This is a genomic window from Acinetobacter sp. D009 (assembly GCF_038562025.1).
GTDB classification, from domain to species: domain Bacteria; phylum Pseudomonadota; class Gammaproteobacteria; order Pseudomonadales; family Moraxellaceae; genus Acinetobacter; species Acinetobacter pittii.
The window spans coordinates 1,597,811-1,620,908 of sequence record NZ_CP151886.1; the positions used below are offsets into that span (position 1 = coordinate 1,597,811).

Sequence of the window (23,098 nt, forward strand, 5' to 3'; positions counted from 1 at the left end):
TTAGATATCCATGGTCTCATAGCTAGAAACAGATAAGCTCTGATAAGGGTTTGGCGTAGTTCCGATTTTACTTGGCATGCCTGTTGAGTCGCTTTCTTGCGCTAGTAGAGGCGTAAGTAGCTGTTTGAATGGCCAAGTCTTATTGTCAAAAAGATAGGTTTGAATTTGAGATTTTGTTTGTTCTGAAATAGGTTGGGTTTCTACAAAATCTTGAATAATATCTTGAACCATCTCCCAAAAATCGCTTTCTGTACGATCTGTATATTTCAAGGTCGCTAAAGCAATCGGGTAGAGGTTAATTTGAATCCCTAAAGTAATGAAGTAATTAAATAAGTCTTCATTTTTAGTAAAGATAAGATTGTTCGGTGTACTCGTGTCAATGGTATAAACCGGAGGAGTAAAACCACTTTCTTCAATGGCTGTGGTACATATTCTTAAGGTATCGTGGTCACGTAAAATAAAGCATTTCAACTTATTATTTTCATAACACACCATGGTGTTTTGCCCGTGGCATTCAGGCATGATTCCTTGTGCCCAAAGTGTTAAGAATGTTTGAATAAAATGAACACTTAAGTCTTTTAGTAATGACCATTTGTCACCTTCAACGCCTAAAGTTTCCCATGGGTCAACATAGGTACAGCTTAAAGCTGACATAGTAATTGGCGTGACATTTTTATCTTGGCAAAAGTCAGGTAAATGTCTGACTTGGCAACCGATTACACCTAAATTTTTTACAATCGGCTCTTGTTTACCCAGCACCCACCAGTGGGTTTCATTGCTCAAAAAGAGACGATTTTTTATTAGAGCAGTTTCATTAATGACGTCATTTAAAAAATCATAAGCCGTATGACCATTCATTAAATAACGGCCTGGCATAGAGCGGATTGCACCTAATGTTTTGGCGTTGGTCGAGAGTTTTAAGTGCAGAGTAGGGTTTGTGTTGTGAATAAGCGTTCTTAAAGAAGAAGTCGGTAAACCAATTGTGGTGACATGGTTTAGGTCAATACCGTCGTACTTATTTTCTTCAAACTTTAAATAGCGATGTTGCGTCTCTAACAAAGGCAGGGCTAAGTAATCATCTGAAAGCTGAGCCATTTTGTGAGCAATATGACTTTCCTCAACTTCTGATAACAGAAGCTCTTTATGAGGAATCGACTCCATATTGTTGATGACGTCATCCTTCTTAAATGCCCACCAATACACCTCAATTTCTTTTTGAGTTGTGAGTGGTGTAAGTTCACCTTTTGAGTGAGCGAATGGATGAAATGGACGGTCAGCTACCAGCGATAGCAATTCACTAGTAATCAAAGGCGAAGAAAATGAAAGGGCTGACTGTAAAATTTGAGGAATTTTTTCAGCCGTTACTAAGTTGTCGAGCCAATAATCAATCGCTTTTTGATGGTGTGGAGATGGCCACCAAGTTGCTTGGGTTAAATAGTTAAAAACTTCAGAAATAGAAATTTTAGAAGTTGTATTGCTCAATAGGTTATGAAGCAAAACTTCGGATTGGGTAACATAGAGAGGATTTACACCATCTACTTTTAAACAGCTGAAATAGAGTTCCAACTCATCATTGAGAGTAATTGCCAGATAAGGCTTTTTATAGGAAATATAATCTTTAAAATTTCCATAATTCTCCATGTAGAGTGCATCTATCGTTTTTTGTAGTTGTGCTGTGTAAATCCGATCTAACATTTTAGTTATTCCTATTCTTATAAAAGCGGTAGAACCGTACCAACGTTTTGTTCTTGTGCAGCATTGAAGAACCATTTAGCGCAGACAATGTCATCAATCGCCATGCCCATTGGGTTGAGCAAAATGATTTCATCTTCGTGTTCGCGGCCGTTTTTATGACCAATAATGATGTCGCCAAGTTCAGCATGTAGTTTTTCACGGCTGAATAAGCCATCTTCAACCAGTACATTGATGACTTTCTTTTCTCGGTTTGATTGGTCCCAGTCATCTACAATCACTTTGTCGACTTTTAAGAAGACTTCAGGCTCGATATCCATAATTGAAATATTTGAAACAAAGCAGCCTTTTTTAAGCCACTCAAATGGAATGTAAGGTTTATCTGAGACTGTGCAGGTAATGAGGACATCAGCTTGCTGAATCGCAGACTTAGCACTGTCATGAATTTCAATTTCTAGATGTGGATATTCTGATAAAAACAACGCTTTGAGTTTTTCAGCTGCTTCAGGGTTTACATCAAATAAATGTACTTTTTTCACTTGAGCATATTGTTCAAGCACAGTTTTAATTTGCATTTGAGCAATTGGACCGCAGCCAATTACAGTAATGTCTGAAAAGTCTTTTTTCGCTAGATATTTAATCGAAACACCAGTAATTGCCGCAGTTCGCATGGCACTGATGAGACTGCCTTCCATCACCGCAACTGGATAATTTGTTTCTGAGTCATTTAAAACAATCAGTGCGCTGGCACGCGGAATATTGAATTTTTTAGGGTTATGTTGTCTTGAACCAATCCATTTGATTCCAGCAATCGGGTCGTTGCCGCCTAAATAACAAGGCATTGCGATAATACGGTCGGCAATATGGTCTGCACCTTGCCAGCGAAGATAAGGTTTTAAAGGTTGAACAAACTGTTTATTTGCATGCAGGGTTAAACCTTCAGTAATTGCTTCAATAAATGAATTACTATGATTTGCGCCAAGATTTAATAAATCTGATTGACTTAAATAGCGAAGGGTAGCCAAATTGCTCATGAATATTTCCTAAGGAGAAGGTTAAACAACATTTTGTAAAGTAAGGTTTTCTTGGCGTCGTAAGTTTCGATTGAAGTGACGCTTCTTGATCATTTCGAACCATTCATCTTCATAAACAAGATCGAGATAACGATCGCCGCGATCGGGCAACAGTGTTAAGACGCACGATCCATCAGGAATGGTTGGAATCAGTTTTTTGATGGCTGAAATTGATGAGCCACTTGAACCGCCAGCAAAGATTCCTTCGTGTTCAAGAAGTTCTCTGCAACCGAGTGCCGACTCATAGTCATCTACATAAATGACATCATCAATTTCATCGGGGGAGAGTAGCGGTGGGACAGTACTTGCCCCAATCCCGGGAATTTCGCGTGGACCAGATGTACCACCGAACAACACAGAGCCGACGATATCGACTGCGATCACTTTTAATTCTGGAAATCTTTCTTTAAGGCGACGAGATACGCCCATAATCGTGCCAGAGGTACTTGCCCCAATCACGAGGTAGTCAATCTTGCGATCAATTTGATTTAGGATTTCTTCTGCTTCTCCAAAATAATGGCTTTTCCAGTTATTTGGGTTTGCATACTGATTAATCCAAACAGCATTTGGAAGCTGTTGGCAGAGTCGTTTTACAGTGTCAATTCTGGTTTTTAAATAACCGCCGTTTTGATCTTTTTCAGAGACCATTTCGATATTGGCCTTGTAGAGCTTCAACATTTGTAAGTTTGCTGAGGCAATTTTCGGGTCAATAACGGCAGTAAATTTTAATCCATATATTTTGCAAGCCATTGCAAGCGCAATCGCTAAGTTCCCTGATGAACTTTCAACAATATGACTATCTTTATTAATCACTCCAGATTTCAGGCCTTCCTGTAGCATGAATAATGCCGGACGGTCTTTAATACTTCCTCCTGGGTTTAACAATTCCATTTTCGCAATCACTGAGATCGATTGATGCGTGAATAGCCTTGATAATTGTAGTAGTGGCGTTTTACCTATGCAGTCGAGAATATTTTCATGGATCATGGTAGATCTTCTCAGGTTTTTATGTGGTGTGAATGATAATGATTATTAATTTAATTATTATTACCATTTGTGCCATGATTGTTGCGGTTTGTAACTAAAAACAGGAGGGACTTAGAGGATTTTTCACTAATTTTTTTTATCTAATTATTTGAATCGTAATATTTAAGTTTTACAAAAGGATTAATAAATAAATCTTTTTAAATATAATGACATAGGCAATAAATTACTTTAGAACTAAAAAAATTAATTTAATTAAGACAGATGCGAGAAATTCTTTTGAAGAAATAAAATGAAATTTATGACCTCATCCGCGTAATTGATGCATCACTATTCTGTCTTGAGCATGGGTAGATTTAAGGCTTAAAGAAGAGATAAATATTTAAAGACTGACTTAAGATGCTTTGAATAATGAACTGAAATTGATCAAGTGGCAGTTATTGATATGAAAATGTCTGAAAATGATACGCTTAGATAGATATGATCATTTCCATAAGCGCTATATTTTCAATGGATCAGTTGAGCCTAGAAAATATAGTAATGCGTGTTTCGCATTTTGTCTTATGGGTCTTTCAAGCTGTCTTTGTCATAAAAGACAGCTTTTTTTATGGCGATTTGATAAGTAGAAAAGTTATGAACGATAGCGTTGTTTAGCTTGTTCATAAGCCTCAAGATCAATGCATTGAGCACCCAAGCTTGTGATTTGTGCTTGGTCGAGTTGAAGTTCATCCCATTTTTGCATTTGCTCGAGCAGCCAATAAAAGTCTTCTACTTTTGGAAGTGCACTTTCTTTTACTAAATGACGGACAATATCCTGAATCATATAGTATTTGTCGACATGTACTTCTTCTGAACAATGGAAGCGCACAATTCCAAACTCGACTAATAATTTTAAAATTGGAGCAAAATCGTCTAACTCACTCAATTCTTGTTGGGCTTTCATAATTGCCGTGGTGAGTGCAACCAGTGTTTGTGGATGCTGTTCAGCCCATTCTTGAGTTACGGCTAAAACCTTATCAGCCACAGGTGGAATAATGTTTTGACTTGAGCAAATCATTTTACTTAAGCCTAAAAGCTCGCCTTGAGTATTCCATGGTTCTCCGACGCAAAAACCATCAATCACATGTTTGTCTAATGCTTCTACCATATAAGGTGGCGGTAATGTTTTAAGCTGGATAGATTGTGCAAGTTCAGGGTTTGCTAAGGCGAGCCACTCTCTTAAACAATAATGATGAATAGAATGCTTAAATACATGCGCTAAAGAAATGGAGTGACCTTGTTCGAGATAATCTGCCACTTTTTGAGCCGTTACTTGAGCCGTATCATTTTTTTGAATTGCAAGTTGATGAGTAAGTTTTTGACTTAAGCTAATGAAAGCACGGTTTTCACTTAAAACGAGTGATGTTTGTAGTGGCGTGCCAATTTGATCTGTGCCGACAGCCGCCGCAGGTAACATTGCAGATAAGCAATGCGCTGCATCTAATAGACCAAAAGCAAGACGGTCTCGAAGACTTGCCCAAGATGCTTCTTTAACTAAAGTGACGTCTAAACCGACTTCCTCAAAGAAGCCTCTTTGTTTTGCCCAAAGCAATGCAAGACAATCAAGCAAAGGAATATAGCCGAGTTGTAATTGAGTCTTTTCTAATGTGCTCATTTATTCATCCTTTAGTTGATTGTTGAGTAATTTTTGGGCATCAAGTAACCGCCGTGCCATTTCTCCAATCGTTATACGGTGACTCATGGCATTTTTTCTGAGAAGTTGGAAAGCTGTATCTTCAGGCAGACCGTGGAGTTGCATGAGTAACACTTTGGCCTTTTCAACATCTTTACGATCAGCCAGTTTTGTTTGAGCCTCTTTTAAATCACCTTCGAGTTTTTTGTGTTTTTTATATTGCTCAATCGAGATTTCTAAAATGGTATGTAAGCGGGCAGGGTCTATGCCATCTACGATATAAGCCGTTACTCCCGCATCGATGGCTTGTTTGATGGTGTCTTTATCTGAATTTTTAGTAAACAGAACAGTCGGTAGATCATAGCTACTCACACAACTTTCAATAATGTCACGATGAGGATGATCCATATCGAGCAAGATCACATCGGCTTGTAAATGCTCGAGACGAAAAATATTTAAATGGTCCAAAGTAAGACAAGCGACCACTTCAAAATCATTTTCAAGCAGACTTTTTCTTATATAGTCTGCTCGCGCATGATCATCATCAATAAGGGCTATTTTGAGTTTTGGCATAAGTTCAGAAAATCAGGCTAAGAAAATGCGCCAATTCGACGCGTTTTTTGTTACCAGGTTTTAAGCAAGATTAGTGCCATCCAAAACTAAACAAAAAATCCAGTTTAAGTGGCATTTCAGCGAGCTAAAGAATTAATGTGGTCAGTCTTGGTGCAAAAATACGATTCATTTTGTGGCAAGACATATTTTTATCTTAACCATTTAAGTGTACAGCGATGGGGCAAATAGAATAAGACATTATTTTTATAAGATAGCTGGCGAAATTATATCTATATGAAATTAAAAATAAAAAATTTTTAAATTAAATTTGTATAAGGATTGGCATGCAAAATGCTTACTTAATTATAGGTCGAAGACGACCATAAGTTTTTAAAGACGGCCAACGATGTCCGTTCTGATCGAATTTGTGAGTGCAACTGTGCACACAAAGAATTTACGTTCAGTCGGAGTGAAGGCCATGTCTTTATTTTTATTGCATAAAAAAGTTACATCTGAATTATCTAATTTTTCAGTTCCAGCGATGCGAGCCTTCTCTATGAGGGGGCTCGCTTTTTTTATTTCTTTTTATGACTTTGCTGTGCATTGGGTGTCATTAACGAGTGGGAAAAATGGATTCCAAGCAGCTACATGCTTTGTGAGATTGATTCGCTTCTCGGTAGAACACAAGGCAAAAAAACAACGTCTATTTGAGAACGCAATAACGCAGCTTAAAAGCAACGTGATTTGAGGAGAAACACTATGAAATTGGTAATGATTGGTCATGGTATGGTGGGCCACAAATTCATCGAAGCCATTTTAGAAAAAGCAGATGATGAACTGGAAATCACGATTCTCGCGGAAGAACCTCGTATCGCCTATGACCGTGTACATTTGACAGAATATTTCTCTGGGAAATCAGCAAAAGATTTATCTTTAGCACGTTTTGACTTTGCTGATGCTCATGGCATTGACTTACGTCTAAATACAAAAGCAACTGCAATTGATACAGCTGCACAAACAGTCACAACCAATCATGGTGATGTCATCAGCTATGACAAATTGGTGTTGGCAACTGGTTCGTATGCATTCGTTCCACCAATTCCGGGTAATGACCGTGAAAACTGCTTTGTTTACCGTACGATTGAAGACTTAGATGCGATTCGTGCAGCGAGTCTCAATGCAAAAACAGGTGTAGTGATTGGTGGCGGTTTACTTGGACTTGAAGCTGCAAAAGCTTTACGTGATTTAGATTTAGAAACACATGTTGTTGAGTTTGCGCCACGTTTAATGGCAGTTCAAATTGATGATTTGGGCGGTAAAGTTTTACGCCGTAAAATTGAAGACCTTGGTGTAAAAGTTCATACACAAAAAGCGACACAATCTATCGAATGTGGCAACAGCACTACACATGTAATGAAATTTGCAGATGGTAGCGAGCTTGAAGCAGATGTCATTTTATTCTCTGCGGGGATCCGTCCACGTGATGAGCTCGCACGCAATAGTGGTCTGGCGATTGGTGAGCGTGGCGGTATCGTCATTAATGATTATTGCCAAACTTCAGATAACAATATTTATGCCATTGGTGAATGTGCGCTTTGGCAAAATAAAATTTATGGTTTGGTTGCACCGGGCTATGACATGGCGCGTATTGCAGCAAAACACATTTTAGATGAAGAGTGTCATTGCTTCACCGGTGCAGACATGAGCACCAAGTTGAAGTTGATGGGTGTTGATGTTGCTTCTGTAGGCGATGCACATGCCATGACTCCAGGTGCATTAAGCTATTTCTATGCAGATGAGCATGCATTGGTTTATAAAAAGATTGTTGTAAATGCAGATAAAACCAAATTGCTGGGCGCGGTTTTGGTGGGCGATGCGAAAGAGTACAACGACCTTTTACAAATGATGTTAAACGGTCTGGCTTTACCTGAAGTACCTGAAAGCTTGATCATGCCGGGCTTTGAACAATCAGCAGGTAAGTCTGGTGGTAGCGGTGTAGATTTACTTCCAGACAGCGCAACCATTTGTTCATGTAACAACGTATCAAAAGCAGACATCTGCCAAGCAATTAGCGATGGTTCGACCTCTTTAGGTGCATTAAAGAAATGCACCAAAGCAGCAACAGCATGTGGTGGCTGTGCACCATTAGTGACACAAGTGTTGAAGTCAGAGTTGCAACGTCAAGGTGTGACTGTAAATAACCACATTTGCGAACACTTCCCGTACTCGCGTCAAGAGTTGTATCACTTGGTTCGTGTCAATGAAATCAAAACTTTTGATGATTTGATTCATCAACATGGTCATGGTTTAGGTTGTGATATTTGTAAACCGGCGGCAGCAAATATTTTGGCATCTTGCTGGAACGATTTCGTCCTTGAGCCAAGCCATGCAGGCTTACAAGACAGTAATGACTACTATTTGGGTAACATCCAAAAAGACGGTTCTTACTCGGTTGTACCGCGTATGGCAGGTGGTGAGGTGACTCCAGATGGTTTAATCGCGATTGGTCAAATTGCGAAGAAATATAACTTGTACACCAAAATTACTGGCGGTCAACGTGTTGACATGTTCGGTGCACAAGTTCACGAGCTTCCATTCATTTGGGAAGAGTTAAATGCTGCTGGTTTCGAGTCTGGTCATGCTTACGGTAAATCATTGCGTACCGTGAAATCTTGTGTGGGTAGCACATGGTGCCGTTACGGGGTAGACAACTCCGTTGGTTTAGCGATTGAACTTGAAAACCGCTACAAAGGTTTACGTTCACCGCATAAATTAAAAATGGCAGTGTCTGGCTGTACTCGTGAGTGTGCGGAAGCGCAAGGTAAAGACGTGGGTATTATCGCTACCGAAAAAGGTTGGAACCTTTATGTCTGTGGTAACGGTGGTATGAAACCACGTCATGCAGAGTTACTTGCATCTGACCTTGATAAAGCAACGCTCATCCGTTACATCGACCGTTTCTATATGTTCTACATCCAAACCGCAGACCGTTTACAACGTACGAGTGTATGGCGCGACAACATGGAAGGCGGCTTAGATTACCTTAAATCTGTAGTGGTGGATGATTCACTTGGTTTGGCTGCCGAGCTTGAGCGCCGTATGGAACACATTATTGGCACATATCAAGACGAATGGCGTACTGCGGTGGAAAATCCTGAAGTTCGCAAACGTTTCCAAACGTATATCAACGCAGGAGCAAATGAACAGGCCGATCCACACATTCAATTTACAACTGAACGTGGTCAAATTCGCCCATTAACTGAAGCTGAACGTTCAGAAGACCGTATTCCAATGGTTGAAGCATAAAGGAGAGTTTCTATGAATATTGTACAAGACAAAAATATGCTTCCTGATGATCAATGGATTGATGTGTGTGCACTCGATGATTTAACCCCAAACACTGGCGCGGGTGCGCTAGTGGGTGGACAAGCGGTAGCAATTTTTCGTGTAGGACATGAAAAACGTGTTTACGTGCTGAGTAATAAAGATCCGTTTAGCCAAGCGAATGTGATGAGCCGCGGCATTATTGGAGATTTACAAGGCGAACGCGTCGTTGCATCGCCAATCTATAAACAACATTTTAGTTTGGCAACGGGCCGTTGTTTAGAAGATAAAGACCAAAAATTGGCGGTTTACCCGAGCAAAATTGTTGATGGCCGTGTCTGGGTCAACGCGGTGCCGCAAAAAACTTATATTACCAATACAGGTGTATCACAAGACAAACTTAAACTGGTGCTGATCGGGAATGGTTTGGCAGGGATGCGTTGTCTGGAAGATTTACTTGATATGGCGCCAGATCGTTATGAAGTTACGGTGATTGGTGAAGAACCATGGGGGAACTATAACCGTATTATGTTGTCTCCGGTTTTATCGGGTGAAAAAACCATTGAAGACATTATGTTGCATCCACCAAAGTGGTATGACGATAAAGGCATTAAATTTATTGCCGGTGATAAAGCCGTAAAAATTGATCGCCCACGTAAAGTGGTTTACACCGAAAAAGGTCGGACAGTTGATTATGATCGTTTGATTCTGGCAACAGGCTCGGCACCATTTATTCCACCAGTTCAAGGTGTTGACTTAAAGGGCGTGTTAACTTTCCGCGATATTTATGACGTCAACACCATGATTGAATACTGCGATTCAAAAACCAATGCAGTGGTGATTGGTGGCGGTTTACTCGGTTTAGAAGCGGCGTATGGTTTAAAACAACGCGGTATGAATGTCACAGTATTGCATTTGATGGACCGTATTATGGAACGTCAACTTGATGGACGTGCGAGTCAATTACTTCGTCATAGCATTGAGCAAAAAGGCATTCATATTATTACCGAAGCCAATACAGAGGCGTTAATTGGTGATGAAAATGGTCATGTCAAACAAATCCGTTTGAAAGATGGCACGGTCTTAGATGCTGACCTTGTGGTATTTGCTGTGGGCATTCGTCCAAATATTGCTTTGGCCCAAAGTGCTGGTTTACGTTGCAATCGCGGTGTATTGGTGAATGACACCATGCAAACGTTTGATCCAAGTATTTACGCGGTGGGTGAATGTATCGAACACCGTGGTCAAACTTTTGGTTTGGTTGAGCCACTATGGGGCCAAGCTTTTATTTGCGCGACCCATCTGGCTGAACACGGCAGCTTAACTTTTAAAGCACCCACTGTGCCGACTCAGTTAAAAGTCAGTGGTGTCGATGTATTCTCGGCTGGTAATTTTGAGCCGAAAGATGATTATGAAGACATTATCCTGAACGATGAAAAACGCCATATTTATAAGCGTATTATCATTCAAAGCGATCGAGTAATCGGTGCAGTATTGTTTGGTGATACTGAAGATGGCATGTGGTATGCAGAGTTAATTGCAGACCAAACACCTGTTTCTTCATTTAGAAATAAACTGCTATTTGGTCGAGATTTTGCATTAAAAAATGCAGGCTAAATAGGGAAAGGAGCAGTTATGAATAGTATTCCAAGCGTTGAAGTCGATAGCTCCGATCATGTTGCAAAAAACACTAAAACAACATGTCCATATTGTGGTGTAGGTTGTGGTGTTAGCGTAAACGTCCAACAAAAACCTCAAGGACCTGTGGTGCAAGTAGAGGGGGATGCTGAGCATCCTTCCAACTTTGGACGCTTATGTATTAAAGGTAGCCGTCTTGCGGATACTTTAGGGTTAGAAACACGTGTTTTACAACCAATGATGGGGCGCAAAGCTGATCGAGTGGTAACGACATGGGATGCGGCAATCAATAAAATTGCTGATAAATTCCAATCTTGTATCGATCAATATGGTCGTGACAGCATTGCATTTTATGTTTCAGGTCAGCTTTTGACTGAAGACTATTATGTGGTGAATAAGTTTGTAAAAGGCTATTTGGGTACTGCAAATATAGATACCAACTCACGCCTTTGCATGTCATCTGCGGTGGCAGGTCACAAACGGAGTTTCGGTGAAGATATTGTGCCTGCAAGTTATGAAGATTTTGAACATGCAGACATGGTGGTTTTGGTTGGTTCCAATACCGCATGGTGCCATCCTGTGCTGTATCAACGAATTATGCAGGCTAAAAGCCAAAATCCGGATATGTTTGTGGTGGTAATTGACCCACGTTTTACCAGTACCTGTGAACAAGCGGATTTACATTTACCGATTTTACCGGGCCAAGATGTCGCATTGTTTAACGGTCTATTCCAATATCTATATCAAAATGGTCATGCCGATCAGGCATTTGTAGAGGCTTATACCGAAGGTCTGCAAGATGTTTTGGCAAGCAGCCACCCAGAAGCCGATATTGAATATGTGGCAAAACGTAGCGGTATTTCCTTAGACAAATTACAGCAGTTCTTTGAGAAATTTGCTCAAACTGAAAAAGTCATTACCCTATTTTCAATGGGTGTGAATCAATCAAGTCAGGGCGTAAATAAGGCCAACAGTATTATTAATTGTCATTTACTAACAGGCAAAATTGGTAAGCTCGGCGCCGCACCATTTTCAATGACAGGCCAGCCCAATGCGATGGGGGGCCGAGAAGTGGGTGGCTTGGCTAATATGCTAGCTGCACATATGGATTTAGATAATCCATTACATCAAAAAGTAGTGCAAACCTTTTGGGATAGCCCATTTATTGCAACTCAAGCTGGTTTGAAAGCAGTTGATTTATTTAATGCGGTTGAAGCTGGAAAAATTAAAGCCATCTGGATTATGGCGACCAATCCAGTCGTGAGCCTGCCAGATGCCGATCAGGTGAAACGTGCTTTAGAGAAATGCGAATTGGTCGTTGTGTCAGATATCTGTGCCGATACGGATACTACGGCTTACGCCGATATTTTGCTTCCAGCTTTAGGTTGGGGTGAAAAAGATGGAACCGTTACTAACTCTGAGCGTCGTATTTCACGTCAGCGCGCATTCTTACCTGCGCCGGGTGAAGCAAAAGCAGATTGGTGGTCGGTGAGTCAAGTCGCGAAAAAATTAGGCTTCGATGGTTTTGACTTTGTGAGTGCAAGTGACATCTTTAATGAGCATGCAGCGTTATCTGCACAAGACAATGCAGACATAAATGCGCGTGAACAAAGTAATAATTTTCGTTATTTCAACTTGAAAGGTTTAATGAACCTAAGTCATGCTGAGTACGATGCTCTACAACCAGTGCAATGGCCAGTATGGGATAAAACCCAAGACGCTAAAGCCGTTCAACAACTGTTTGGCAATGGCCAGTTTAGTCATAAAAATGCCAAGGCAAAATTGATTCCGACTGTTGCAATCGATCCGGTACATGCAGTTTCAGAAGATTATCCGCTCATTTTGAACACGGGACGTATTCGTGATCAATGGCACACCATGACGCGTACTGGTTTGTCACCAAATTTGACCAGTCACCGCGCTGAACCATTCTGTGAGATTCATCCAAGTGATGCCCTGAAATTTGGTGTACGTGATCAAGGCTTAGTAGAAGTTCGTTCGAAATGGGGCAGTTGTGTACTACGTGTGACCTTCTCATCGGGTGTCCGTCGTGGGCAAATTTTTGCACCGATTCACTGGACTGAACAGGTTGCATCCGACGCGCGTATTGGTAAAGTCGTTAATCCAGAAGTTGATGCAATTTCAGGTGAACCTGAGTTCAAACATACGCCTGTAACTATTCAGCCGTTCTATACCACTTGGCAGGGCGTGCTCTATATTCGTGAAGGATATGATTCGCAGATTCAAGAATCGCTACATCACTGTGCATGGTGGACCAAAGTCAAAATGGTGAAAACCAATCGTTATGAACTTGCAGACCGCCAAACTTTTCACGATACTCAAAAGAATCTGAAAAGCTTTTTACCATTTGCCGATGAAACCTTTGAATGGTTAAGCATAGAAGATATCTCTTCACAACTGAGCCATAGCGTTATTTTGAAAGATGGCATTGTAATTGCAAGTCTATATATTGCACCGCCAGATTTATTGCCAGACCGTGATTGGGTAGCGAGTCTGTTTAAACGAGAACGTTTGAGCGCCTTGCACCGAAAAGCTTTACTAGCGGGTATGCCAATGTCGGCTACTAATAATGATGGGCCTTTAGTGTGTAGTTGTTTTAAAGTAGGTAAGAATAAAATTATCGACGTGATAAAAACACAAAACATTACCCATGAAAAACAGGTTACTGCATGTTTAAAAGCAGGTGGGAACTGTGGTTCATGTTTACCTGAGATTCGTGGCTTGATTAAAGCTTGCCAACAAGAGGTGGAAGTGTGAATAAGGGATATCCCGTAACTGATCTGGTCATTTTGGCGGGTGGACAAGCCCGCCGTATGAATGGTTTAAATAAGCTGTTGCAGCAATTCGATGGCGATACGCAACTACTCAAAATTCATCAAAAACTAAAGTCATCTGTATCTGAAATTTGGGTGAATAGTCATCGCGACTATTCAATCTATCAAAGTATTGTGCCAGACATTCGATGTTATCAAGATGATGCAGCAGGCTTTTTTGGCCCACTCATGGGAATGAAAAGCGCATGGTCACATGTAAAAGCAGATTATGTTTTGTGTATTCCCTGTGATGTGACGTATATACCTACGCAAGTCGTTGCGAAATTACACAGCGCACTACGCAAAAATAAACAAGCTCAGGCAGCCTATGTTTCAATTAATGGGGATGCTTTATACCCATTTTGCTTATTAAAGCGTGAAAGCCTGCTTACGATAAGAGAGCAAATTGACAAACAACGATTAAGTTTAAAAGAGTGCTTTAAGCTTTTACATGCACAAGTCGCCGTATTTCAAAAACAAAACTTATTTTTTCATAGCATTAACTCTTTGGATGAGCTTCAACAATATAAACAAATCAATGCTTTTAAAGAGATATTTACCGCGAGTTAAACATTAGATTCTATCAATTTACAAACTAAAGTGATGTTATAAACAAATTTAAAATGATGCGTTCTTGACTATCTAATATGTAAGTTCTATTTTGGAACCTGTTGTTTTAATTCTAGCTAGATGTATAAAAATAAACGGAGCCAGAAAAATGATGGACGCAGCTCAGCAAAGTAAAACAGATGTGACCGCATGTATCTTATGTTCTAGAAACTGCGGTTTGAGTGTCGAAATTAAAGATAACCAGTTTGTCAAAATTAAAGGTGATTCCGAACATCCTTTTTCTCAAGGTTACATTTGTCAAAAAGCTGCCAGATTACAGCATTACCAGCAACACGCAGACCGTTTGACCACACCTTTGAAACGTCAACCTGATGGATCATTTCAAGAAGTAAGTTGGGATGTTGCCATACAAGAAATTGCTGATCGATTAGTGCAGATTAGAGATGATTTTGGTGGGACTGCTTTTGCTTCGGTTGGGGGCGGCGGTCAGGGTAACCACCTCGGCGCAGCGTATGGCCGACAGCTTTTGCTGGCCATGAAAAGTTATTATGCTTACAACTCACTTGCCCAAGAAAAAACGGGTGATTTTTGGCTCAATGGACGTTTGTTTGGTAGTCAGGCTTGCCATACCACAGAAGATGTTGAACATGCAGATTATGTACTTTTCATTGGAACAAATCCTTTTCAGGCACATGGTATCCCTAACGCCCGAGACACGCTAAAACATATTAAGAAAGATCCGAACCGAACCATGGTGGTGTTTGACCCGCGTGTTACCGAAACGGCCAAACAAGCAGATATCCATGTGCAATTAAAACCGGGGACAGATGCTTTTTTAATGTCGGCCATGATTGCGATCATTATTAAAGAAAAGCTTTATGATGCAGCATTCATTGAGCAGCACACACAAGGTTTTGAAGACGTAAAAACAGCATTTAGTCGTGTGCCGATTGAAGACTATATTGCCAAAGCAGATGTTCCAGTCGATTTGATTTACCAGGTAGTTCGAGATTTTGCCAAGGCAAAAAGAGGCTGTGTACGTATCGATTTAGGTATTCAACATACTTTGAATACGACTTTAAATGGTTATTTAGAAAAACTACTGTACTTACTGACTGGAAACTTTGGAAAACAAGGTACTAATAATTTACATACCATGTTTATTCCAATCTTAAGTGATACAGATGAAAGAAAGCCGAAATATCGACGGAGTGTTTACCATAAAATGTTCCCCATTTCTGGGTACTTCCCGCCTAATATTTTACCCGATGAAATCTTAAACGGAGGGGAAAAGCGAATTCGCGCAGTTTTTGTAGATAGCTGTAACCCGTTATTAACTTATCCTGATACACCAGCCTACAAAAAAGCATTTAAAGCATTAGATTTGTTGGTTGTGGTTGATGTTGCTATGACGGAAACCGCTAGGCTTGCGGACTACATTTTGCCAGCGCATACCCAGTTTGAAAAATGGGAATTTACTGGTTTTAATTTGGAATTTCCTAAAAATGGTTTTCACCTACGTCATCCTGTATTGGCCGCTCAAACGAATACTTTGCCAGAGGCAGAAATTTATACACGATTACTTGAAGCCATGCAGGTGATTCCAAAACGCTTTCCAATTTTAGAAAAAATAGCTGCGGTCGACTCGAAAAAAACAGCCTATTTACCTTACTTGTCGGCATTGGGACTTACTTTTGCACGACACAAAAAATACATTCCTTTTGCAGCCTCAATTCTCTATCGCACTTTAGGTAAACACTTAGAAAAATCAGCTGGTTCAGTTGCTTTTTTATTGCCATTATCGATTCAATATGCTGTGTTACACACCAAAGCGGTACGCCGTGCAGGTTATAAGGGTAATCCGTTAACACAAGGTGTCAAACTATTTGAGCAAATATTAAAGCAACGTTCAGGTATGGTTTTATCGCAACATGAATATGATGAAGTCTGGAAACTGGTAGCTTATAAAGATAAGAAAATACGTCTAGCTATTCCAGAGATGTTAACTGAGCTCGCAAATTTAAAAAATCATCAGGTTAATGTAGAAGAATTTCCCTTCATACTTTTATCAGGTGAGCGTCGTAGTTATAACGCCAACCAAATTTACCGTGACCCAGCATGGCGAAAAGTAGATGCTGAAGGAGCTTTACGAATTCATCCTGAAGATGCAGAGGCCTTAAATGTAGCTATGGGTGATCAAATCAAATGTATCTCACAACATGGAGAAATTCAGGTTACTGTAGATTTTGATGAGGGAATGCGAAAAGGGGTTGTTTCGCTTCCACATGGTTATGGCATGCGCTTTCAAGGTGGAGAACCAATTGGACCACAATTAAACATGCTCATTTCTGGTGAGCATTGTGATCCTTTGTCTAAAACGCCGTACCATAAATATGTACCCATCCGTTTAGAAAAGTGCTAGAAATAAAGTAGGGCATATAAAAGATTGACGCCGCACTGATTTTGTAAAGCTTTAAAGTTTGAACTAAAACGATACGGCCGAAATTTCAAATACAACCCAAAAAGTTATGGATGATAAATAGAATTGGAACAAATTTTGCAATAAAGATCAAAGCACTACTAAGGCGCAATTTTAAAAGTTTAATTGCTCTTAATGAGTGCTTGCAATATTTGAACTGTTCTCGATATGAGTGCAAATAATGAAACAATATCACTCTGAAACTGCGCCAATGCTTTTGCAAGATCAATATGGGCGCATCAAGCGAAAGTTACGTATTTCAGTAACTGATCGCTGTAATTTTAAGTGTGTGTATTGCATGCCTGAACATCCTGAATGGCTAAATAAACAAGATTTGCTTAGTTTTGAGGCGCTCTTTCAGTTTTGCAGTTTTATGGTGCAACAAGGTATTGAAAGCATCCGTATTACGGGTGGTGAACCATTAATGCGTCAAGGCATTGTTCATTTCGTTCGCGATTTACAAGCTTTAAAAGCATTAGGTTTAAAGCGTATTTCAATGACCACCAATGGACATTATCTTGCAAAATACGCTCAGCAATTAAAAGATGCTGGTCTAGATGATTTAAATATTAGTCTAGATAGCCTAGATCCGATTCAATTTAAAGAGCTCACTAAGAAAAAGTTAGAACCAGTTCTTGAGGGTATTCAAGCTGCAAAAGATGCAGGGCTACCTTTTAAAATTAACTGCGTGTTAATGAAAGATAAAAATGACGATCAAATCCTACCGATGGTGAAATGGTCTATCGCCAATCATATTCCGCTACGTTTTATTGAATTCATGCCACTTGATGGTGATGCACTTTGGTCAAATAAAGATGTGGTGAGTGAAGCCGAAATTTTACAGGCGTTGCAACCATATTATTCATTACAAGTGATTGAGCAACAACATGAGCCAGCACGCCAATATTTACTTAACAATAGCTACGCGCTAGGCATCATTTCTACCATTACTCATTCATTTTGCCAACAATGTGACCGTATACGACTTACCGCAAAAGGTGAACTCTATAACTGTCTCTTTGCGCCGCAGGGTTTAAATATTAAGCCACAGCTTCAAACGCTGGTAAGTAAACAACGTACACCAGAATACGATATGTATATCCAAAATTTAAAGAATTTGGTCCATCCTTATATCTGGCATAAAGCACAAGGCTTTCATGCCTTACAACATCAACAAGCCCGTAAAATCAGCATGCATATGCTTGGGGGATAAATGCAGCAATCTATCCAAATTAAAATCGAATCATTTGGTGCAATTGAAAAATTGCTTCCACAAAATCTTTCGTTAGTTTTCCCCACCGATATTTTAGTTAAAGATGTCTTAGATGAAATTGTTTCGTTGCATCCGGAATGTACACAGGCCATGGAAAAATGTGCATGCGCTATTGGCGATAATGTCATAACGAGGCAATCTGCCTTAAGTGAACCGTGTACTTTGGTTTTATTATCACCAGTTGCAGGAGGATGAGCCATGCTAGATTTTGCACGTATACAAGAGCAGGCTTTAAGCTTAGATACTTTTGATCCTATTGAATCTTTTCCAGAATGCGGTGGAATTGATATTTTTATGGGTACAGTTCGTAATCACCATGAAGGTAAAGCGGTTAAGTCTTTGAAATATACCTCGTATAAACCGCTTTCTGAAAAAATGATACGTGAAATTGAACTGGAAATTGAAAAAAAGTATCAGGTATCTTATGTGCGAGTGGTTCATCGGATTGGGCATCTAGATGTCGGTGAAACAGCCATTATTGCAATTGCTTATGCAGCCCACCGCCGTGAAGCTTTTCAAGCATGCGAAGAAGCAGTTGAGCGAGTTAAGCATGAAGTACCTGTATTTAAAGAAGAGTTCTTTACAGATGGTACGAGTCATTATGTAGAGGGCTGCTGTATTCGTAAGGATGCACCGCACGAACACAAGCATCACCATCATGCCGGCCATGAACACTCACACTGAAATAAGTAAGACTAGGATAAATAATGAAAAATGTAGGAATGAAGCCGGAAAGTTATCGTGTTGCTGAAGCACAAGCAATTTTATATGCACCACCGCACTGTATTGAATTATTAAGACAAGGGAATACGGAAAAAGGTGATGCATTAAAAACCGCACGTGTTGCAGGAATTTTGGCAGCAAAACGTACTGATGAGCTGATTCCTTTGTGTCATCCACTGCCGATTTATCGGGCAGATGTTGAATATGAACTAGAACATGATTTTGTAAAGATCATTGCCGTAGTTGAAACCATTGGTCCAACTGGCGTAGAAATGGAAGCCTTAACGGCTGCAAGTCTTGCCGGCTTAACCATTTACGACATGTTAAAACCACATTGTGAACCAGAAGAGCTCTGGATGGATCAATGTAAATTGCTTAAGAAAAAAGGTGGTAAATCACACTTTAAGCGAGTTCTTCGTCAACCCGTTTCGGCTGCGGTTATTGTGTTGTCAGACACCGTAGCAGCGGGTAGAAAGCCCGATACTGCCGGAAAATCTGTGGTTGAAACTTTAACCGAAGCAGGATTCGATCCAATCCATTACCAAATTTTGCCAGATGAAGCGGATACTTTAAAAAACTTAGTGCTTGAGCTGAGCAAATCATATGCTTGCATTATGACGGTTGGTGGAACTGGAATTGGTAAGCGTGACATTACAGTTGATACGCTAGAACCACTTTTAGAACGGAAGTTAGATGGCTTAATGGAAGCTGCTCGTTCATTTGGACAAAAACGCACGCCATATGCTGCAATGTCGCGTGGAGTAGCTGGTTTTATTGATCGCTCTTTAGTGGTGACTTTACCGGGAAGCCGTGGTGGAGCAAGCGAATCAATGGCTGCTATCTTACCAGCATTAGTGCATATTTTTGATGTTTGCCGTGATCTACCACATCCGGGAGGCTATGAGTAATGACTGATTGTGGTGCAGAACGTGGGTTGATTAGCGTAGATGAAGCAATTGAGCTGATTAGTAACCGACCTAAAAAATTAGGTTCAATTCAGCAACCTCTTCAAAATAGCCTAAGTAGATATCTTTCTAAAGAAATTTATTCACAAATTAATTTGCCAAGCTTTTCTCAAAGTGCTGTGGATGGCTATGCACTTTGTTGTCATGTAGAAGATTTAAATAATCAAAAGTTTCAGGTTACTGGCGAGATTCGCGCCGGAAGCGAAAGTCATGACATTCTGAGTGAAGGTCAAGCAATTCGTATATTTACGGGCGGCAAAATTCCTGAAGGGACAACGCATGTAGCGAGGCAAGAAATCGTATCGGTTGTTTCGCCTCAAGAAATTTGTTTAACGGAGCATATAAATCCTCAAGCTGATATTCGTTTTACTGGCGAAGAAATCCAGCAAGGGCAGTTACTTGCGCAAGTTGGACAATTTTTGAATATTGGAAGTTTGGCTGCCTTAAGTATGGCGGGAGTGCAAACCGTTGAAGTCTATCGTGCGCCGAAAGTTGCTGTTTTGATCACGGGTGATGAAGTTGCCGAAACAGCAGAAGATCTAGCTGAAGGTAAAATCTTTGATGCAAATGGCCCATTACTAAAAGCTTGGTTTGAAGATTATGGTTTAGATGTTGAACTCATTCATGTGGCAGATGATGCAGCACAGGTCACACAATATTTCGACCAATTAAAAGATACCCATGATGTCATCATAACCACTGGTGGAGTCTCTGTTGGAGACTATGATTTTGTTCGGCCATGTGCTTTTGAAGTTGGTTTTGAACAGATCTTTTGGAAAGTAAAACAAAAGCCGGGTAAGCCACTCTTTTTTGCTGAATATTCTCATCCAGAATCAGATCACCACTGTTATTTACTGGGGTTGCCCGGTAATCCTGCTGCGGTCTATGTGTCTATGCAGGTTTACGGTAAAGCATTGCTCGACACTTTGCAGGGAAACCAAGCTGGGCCAGTGTGGTTTAGTGCAATTTTAGATCACGATTTAAAAGAAGATGCACGCGAGCGTTTTCTAAGAATGCATGCCTATTTTAACAATGGACAACTTAAAGTTAAAAGTCTGGCAAAACAGCAATCACACATGCTCAGTAATTTAATGCAAGCCAATTGTCTGGTCCGAATTCCGGCAAGTGCAAAATTGGAAGCGGGTTATATATTGAAGGGCGTATTTATTTCAAATTAATAACCAGTAATGATAAATATAACTCACTATATAACTGAGTGAGTTATATTTATTAAGCAATTTTAAATAATAACTTTTAATTTTTTATAATGAAAATTCTTTCATAAGCTTGATAAGAAGTTATTTTAATAATGAATCTTGCATAAATCGTGCTAAGTGGTTTAGGGTATAAACAATAGGGCCATTAGGCTGGGAAATATCGAGGAACGCATAAAGATGAAATGGGATGACATCGGTGATCAACCTTGTTCGGTTGCTCGTATGCTATCAGTGATTGGCGATCGATGGACGATGCTAATATTACGTAATGCTTTTATGGGAATACGCCGTTTTGACGATTTTCAAAAGTCATTAGGTGTCACTCGTCATGTCCTTTCGGATCGTTTAAAGCGTTTGGTTGAATATGAAATTTTAGTCAAAGCCCCTTATTTTGATCGGCAGGAACGCTTTGAATATAAATTGACTGATAAAGGTTTTGAGCTTTATCCAATTATCTTATCTATGGCAAATTGGGCAGATAAATGGATGGATCAAGGTTTAGGCAAACCTTTAGAATATCGCCATAAAACTTGTGGTCATAAATTTGAACCAGTCATGGTATGTTCGGTTTGCCGTGAACCTTTACATGCAAAACAAGTTCAGGTTTCAGCTGGGCCGGGTTATTTTGTATATATGCAGCAAAAACAGAAACAAGCTTAATTTTTCTTACTATCAGTCATGAAGACTCTAGTTGAATCGCATCAGCTAGAGTCTTATAGATATGGTCATGATTTGACTGTGTCACATTAAAGCGTATGAATTGGCCAGCATTGGAAGCTTGGCTAAATGCGTTTCCTGGTGCAAGAATAACCTGATGATTAATACAATATTTTGCAATTTCTGAAGCTTCAACTCCCTTTGGCAAATGACACCAAACAAAAATTCCAGCTTGAGGCTTAATCCATGGTTTTATACCCAATGGTTCTAACTGAGTAATGGTATCGTGCATCGCTTTTGCTAATCGGACCTTTAATAATTCTATATGTTTACGATAAGATCCATCTGTTAAAGCACTTAATAAAACTTCAGCTGATACACCATTGTGAGAAAAGCTTGTGGCAATTTTCAGGTCAGTGAGCTGATCAATCCATTCTGGTTTAGCGATAATATAGCCACAACGAATAGATGCTGATAACGTTTTAGAAAAACTTCCAATAAAGATTACACGAGAAAGATTATCCAAAGCAGCAAGCCGAGGAGCCGGGCTATATTCAAAATCAGAGAAAATATCATCCTCAACAACAATCAAATTTGATTGTTCAATAAGTTTTAATAATTGATGCGCCGTAGAAAGAGAAAGTACTGCGCCAGTTGGATTATGAATTCCTGAGTTGGTGATATAAAGGCGTGGATTATAAGTTTCAATTGCTTCTTTAAATGCCTCTAAGTCAGGACCTGTTGGTGTGTAGGGAATACCAATAACCTTGACTTGATGAACTTTAAGTAATGCATGAAAGTTGAAATAACAAGGATCATCAATAAGAACGACATCATTGGGCTTTAATAAAAATCGGCAAACCAAATCAATTGCTTGAGTTCCAGAGTCTGTTAAAAGTACTTGATTAAGATTTGCATTGATACCTTTTGCTTGAGCGCGTCTTGCCAGTAAATCACGTAGAGCTGGTAATCCTAATGGCGTTGAATAACCCATCAAACAATCATCTGGGCTTCTTGCAGCCGACCTTAATGCTTTACGAATACTATCTAATGGCATCCAGTCATCAGGTAACCAACCGCAGCCGGGTTTAAAAACATCTGCTTTTGCTTCTAAAGATTGACGTGAAATCCATAATGGATCGACTGAGCGATCTAATTTAGGGCCTAATTCGCTTAAAGAAAGAGGGGCAAGCGGACCAACAATATAAAAACCAGATCCAGTTCTTGATTCGATTTTGCCTAGAGCAATTAATCTTTCATAGGCTTCTACAACCGTTGATACAGAAAATCCAAGGTTATTTGCTAACTTACGAACAGAAGGCAAGCGTGCTCCCGGCAATAAAGACCGATTTTTTATTTGTCGCTCAATCTCTGAAATGACAATTTCAATTTTGGTTTTGTTCTGGTTCACTGACTTACAATCCGAACTGTATTGGTTATTAATA

At 39.9% G+C, this 23,098-nt stretch carries 18 protein-coding genes and 1 pseudogene; 13 read left to right on the forward strand and 6 right to left on the reverse strand.

The annotated features are described in order from the left end of the window. From AAC388_RS07550 to sbnA, 3 genes are all read right to left on the reverse strand, one after another. Window positions 1-1,641 (reverse strand): IucA/IucC family protein, encoded by a 1,641-nt coding sequence (locus AAC388_RS07550; RefSeq protein WP_342371563.1) that lies wholly within the window; start codon window positions 1,639-1,641, stop codon window positions 1-3. A gap of 71 nt (window positions 1,642-1,712) precedes the next feature. Then, on the reverse strand, window positions 1,713-2,726 hold the full coding sequence (sbnB, locus tag AAC388_RS07555) for a 2,3-diaminopropionate biosynthesis protein SbnB (protein WP_017403031.1): 1,014 nt from the start codon (window positions 2,724-2,726) through the stop codon (window positions 1,713-1,715). 21 nt (window positions 2,727-2,747) lie between these two features. Then, complete coding sequence (sbnA, locus tag AAC388_RS07560; RefSeq protein WP_005068826.1) at window positions 2,748-3,752, reverse strand: 2,3-diaminopropionate biosynthesis protein SbnA; 1,005 nt, start codon at window positions 3,750-3,752, stop codon at window positions 2,748-2,750. A gap of 507 nt (window positions 3,753-4,259) precedes the next feature. Between sbnA and AAC388_RS07565 the strand changes: the two are divergent. Further along, a pseudogene (locus AAC388_RS07565) lies at window positions 4,260-4,375 on the forward strand (hypothetical protein). A gap of 5 nt (window positions 4,376-4,380) precedes the next feature. Here the strand turns inward: AAC388_RS07565 and AAC388_RS07570 are convergent. After that, complete coding sequence (locus AAC388_RS07570; protein ID WP_086355320.1) at window positions 4,381-5,403, reverse strand: ABC transporter substrate-binding protein; 1,023 nt, start codon at window positions 5,401-5,403, stop codon at window positions 4,381-4,383. After that, entirely contained in the window at window positions 5,404-5,994 is a 591-nt protein-coding gene (locus AAC388_RS07575) for an ANTAR domain-containing protein (protein ID WP_002115726.1), read from the reverse strand. A gap of 457 nt (window positions 5,995-6,451) precedes the next feature. Here AAC388_RS07575 and AAC388_RS07580 point away from each other — a divergent pair, with 457 nt between their 5' ends. The 12 genes from AAC388_RS07580 (at window position 6,452) to AAC388_RS07635 (ending at window position 21,656) form a co-directional block, all read left to right on the forward strand. Next, window positions 6,452-6,721: a hypothetical protein gene (locus tag AAC388_RS07580; RefSeq protein ID WP_306308256.1), complete on the forward strand. Its 270-nt coding sequence runs from the start codon at window positions 6,452-6,454 to the stop codon at window positions 6,719-6,721. 11 nt (window positions 6,722-6,732) lie between these two features. After that, complete coding sequence (gene nirB, locus AAC388_RS07585; RefSeq protein ID WP_069140637.1) at window positions 6,733-9,279, forward strand: nitrite reductase large subunit NirB; 2,547 nt, start codon at window positions 6,733-6,735, stop codon at window positions 9,277-9,279. 12 nt (window positions 9,280-9,291) lie between these two features. Continuing rightward, window positions 9,292-10,914 (forward strand): nitrite reductase small subunit NirD, encoded by a 1,623-nt coding sequence (gene nirD, locus AAC388_RS07590; RefSeq protein ID WP_342371436.1) that lies wholly within the window; start codon window positions 9,292-9,294, stop codon window positions 10,912-10,914. A gap of 18 nt (window positions 10,915-10,932) precedes the next feature. Then, the gene (locus AAC388_RS07595) at window positions 10,933-13,713 is read left to right on the forward strand and encodes a molybdopterin-dependent oxidoreductase (protein WP_342371437.1); all 2,781 of its coding nucleotides are present in this window, start codon (window positions 10,933-10,935) and stop codon (window positions 13,711-13,713) included. Next, the gene (locus AAC388_RS07600; protein WP_342371438.1) at window positions 13,710-14,339 is read left to right on the forward strand and encodes an NTP transferase domain-containing protein; all 630 of its coding nucleotides are present in this window, start codon (window positions 13,710-13,712) and stop codon (window positions 14,337-14,339) included. The genes AAC388_RS07595 and AAC388_RS07600 overlap by 4 nt, the downstream gene beginning before the upstream one ends. A 148-nt stretch (window positions 14,340-14,487) precedes the next feature. Continuing rightward, on the forward strand, window positions 14,488-16,761 hold the full coding sequence (locus AAC388_RS07605) for a molybdopterin-dependent oxidoreductase (RefSeq protein WP_342371439.1): 2,274 nt from the start codon (window positions 14,488-14,490) through the stop codon (window positions 16,759-16,761). A 229-nt stretch (window positions 16,762-16,990) separates the two neighbouring features. Beyond that, window positions 16,991-18,031, forward strand: coding sequence for a GTP 3',8-cyclase MoaA (gene moaA, locus AAC388_RS07610; protein WP_342371440.1), 1,041 nt, complete (start codon window positions 16,991-16,993; stop codon window positions 18,029-18,031). Continuing rightward, window positions 18,032-18,286: a MoaD/ThiS family protein gene (locus AAC388_RS07615; protein WP_078220966.1), complete on the forward strand. Its 255-nt coding sequence runs from the start codon at window positions 18,032-18,034 to the stop codon at window positions 18,284-18,286. A 3-nt stretch (window positions 18,287-18,289) separates the two neighbouring features. Continuing rightward, entirely contained in the window at window positions 18,290-18,775 is a 486-nt protein-coding gene (locus AAC388_RS07620) for a molybdenum cofactor biosynthesis protein MoaE (RefSeq protein ID WP_309167080.1), read from the forward strand. Window positions 18,776-18,798: 23 nt separating this feature from the next. Beyond that, on the forward strand, window positions 18,799-19,722 hold the full coding sequence (gene moaCB, locus AAC388_RS07625; protein WP_014207007.1) for a bifunctional molybdenum cofactor biosynthesis protein MoaC/MoaB: 924 nt from the start codon (window positions 18,799-18,801) through the stop codon (window positions 19,720-19,722). After that, window positions 19,722-20,957 carry a molybdopterin molybdotransferase MoeA gene (locus AAC388_RS07630; RefSeq protein WP_342371441.1) on the forward strand — a complete coding sequence of 412 codons (1,236 nt, stop codon included), beginning with the start codon at window positions 19,722-19,724 and terminating at the stop codon, window positions 20,955-20,957. Before moaCB ends, AAC388_RS07630 begins: the two co-directional genes overlap by 1 nt. A gap of 216 nt (window positions 20,958-21,173) precedes the next feature. Next, complete coding sequence (locus AAC388_RS07635) at window positions 21,174-21,656, forward strand: helix-turn-helix domain-containing protein (protein ID WP_342371442.1); 483 nt, start codon at window positions 21,174-21,176, stop codon at window positions 21,654-21,656. A gap of 16 nt (window positions 21,657-21,672) precedes the next feature. Here the strand turns inward: AAC388_RS07635 and AAC388_RS07640 are convergent, their stop codons facing one another. After that, on the reverse strand, window positions 21,673-23,064 hold the full coding sequence (locus AAC388_RS07640) for a PLP-dependent aminotransferase family protein (protein WP_342371443.1): 1,392 nt from the start codon (window positions 23,062-23,064) through the stop codon (window positions 21,673-21,675). Window positions 23,065-23,098: the final 34 nt, after the last annotated feature.

Excerpts from the sequence above, each read along its gene's own strand:
- AAC388_RS07630 (WP_342371441.1), top strand. The coding sequence starts at position 19,722 with ATGACTGATTGTGGTGCAGAACGTGGGTTGATTAGCGTAGATGAAGCA.
- AAC388_RS07580 (WP_306308256.1), top strand. The coding sequence starts at position 6,452 with ATGTCTTTATTTTTATTGCATAAAAAAGTTACATCTGAATTATCTAAT.
- AAC388_RS07595 (WP_342371437.1), top strand. The coding sequence starts at position 10,933 with ATGAATAGTATTCCAAGCGTTGAAGTCGATAGCTCCGATCATGTTGCA.
- AAC388_RS07550 (WP_342371563.1), bottom strand. The coding sequence starts at position 1,641 with ATGGAGAATTATGGAAATTTTAAAGATTATATTTCCTATAAAAAGCCT.
- AAC388_RS07620 (WP_309167080.1), top strand. The coding sequence starts at position 18,290 with ATGCTAGATTTTGCACGTATACAAGAGCAGGCTTTAAGCTTAGATACT.
- AAC388_RS07605 (WP_342371439.1), top strand. The coding sequence starts at position 14,488 with ATGATGGACGCAGCTCAGCAAAGTAAAACAGATGTGACCGCATGTATC.
- AAC388_RS07635 (WP_342371442.1), top strand. The coding sequence starts at position 21,174 with ATGAAATGGGATGACATCGGTGATCAACCTTGTTCGGTTGCTCGTATG.
- moaCB (WP_014207007.1), top strand. The coding sequence starts at position 18,799 with ATGAAAAATGTAGGAATGAAGCCGGAAAGTTATCGTGTTGCTGAAGCA.
- AAC388_RS07615 (WP_078220966.1), top strand. The coding sequence starts at position 18,032 with ATGCAGCAATCTATCCAAATTAAAATCGAATCATTTGGTGCAATTGAA.
- nirD (WP_342371436.1), top strand. The coding sequence starts at position 9,292 with ATGAATATTGTACAAGACAAAAATATGCTTCCTGATGATCAATGGATT.
- AAC388_RS07575 (WP_002115726.1), bottom strand. The coding sequence starts at position 5,994 with ATGCCAAAACTCAAAATAGCCCTTATTGATGATGATCATGCGCGAGCA.
- nirB (WP_069140637.1), top strand. The coding sequence starts at position 6,733 with ATGAAATTGGTAATGATTGGTCATGGTATGGTGGGCCACAAATTCATC.
- AAC388_RS07570 (WP_086355320.1), bottom strand. The coding sequence starts at position 5,403 with ATGAGCACATTAGAAAAGACTCAATTACAACTCGGCTATATTCCTTTG.
- sbnA (WP_005068826.1), bottom strand. The coding sequence starts at position 3,752 with ATGATCCATGAAAATATTCTCGACTGCATAGGTAAAACGCCACTACTA.
- sbnB (WP_017403031.1), bottom strand. The coding sequence starts at position 2,726 with ATGAGCAATTTGGCTACCCTTCGCTATTTAAGTCAATCAGATTTATTA.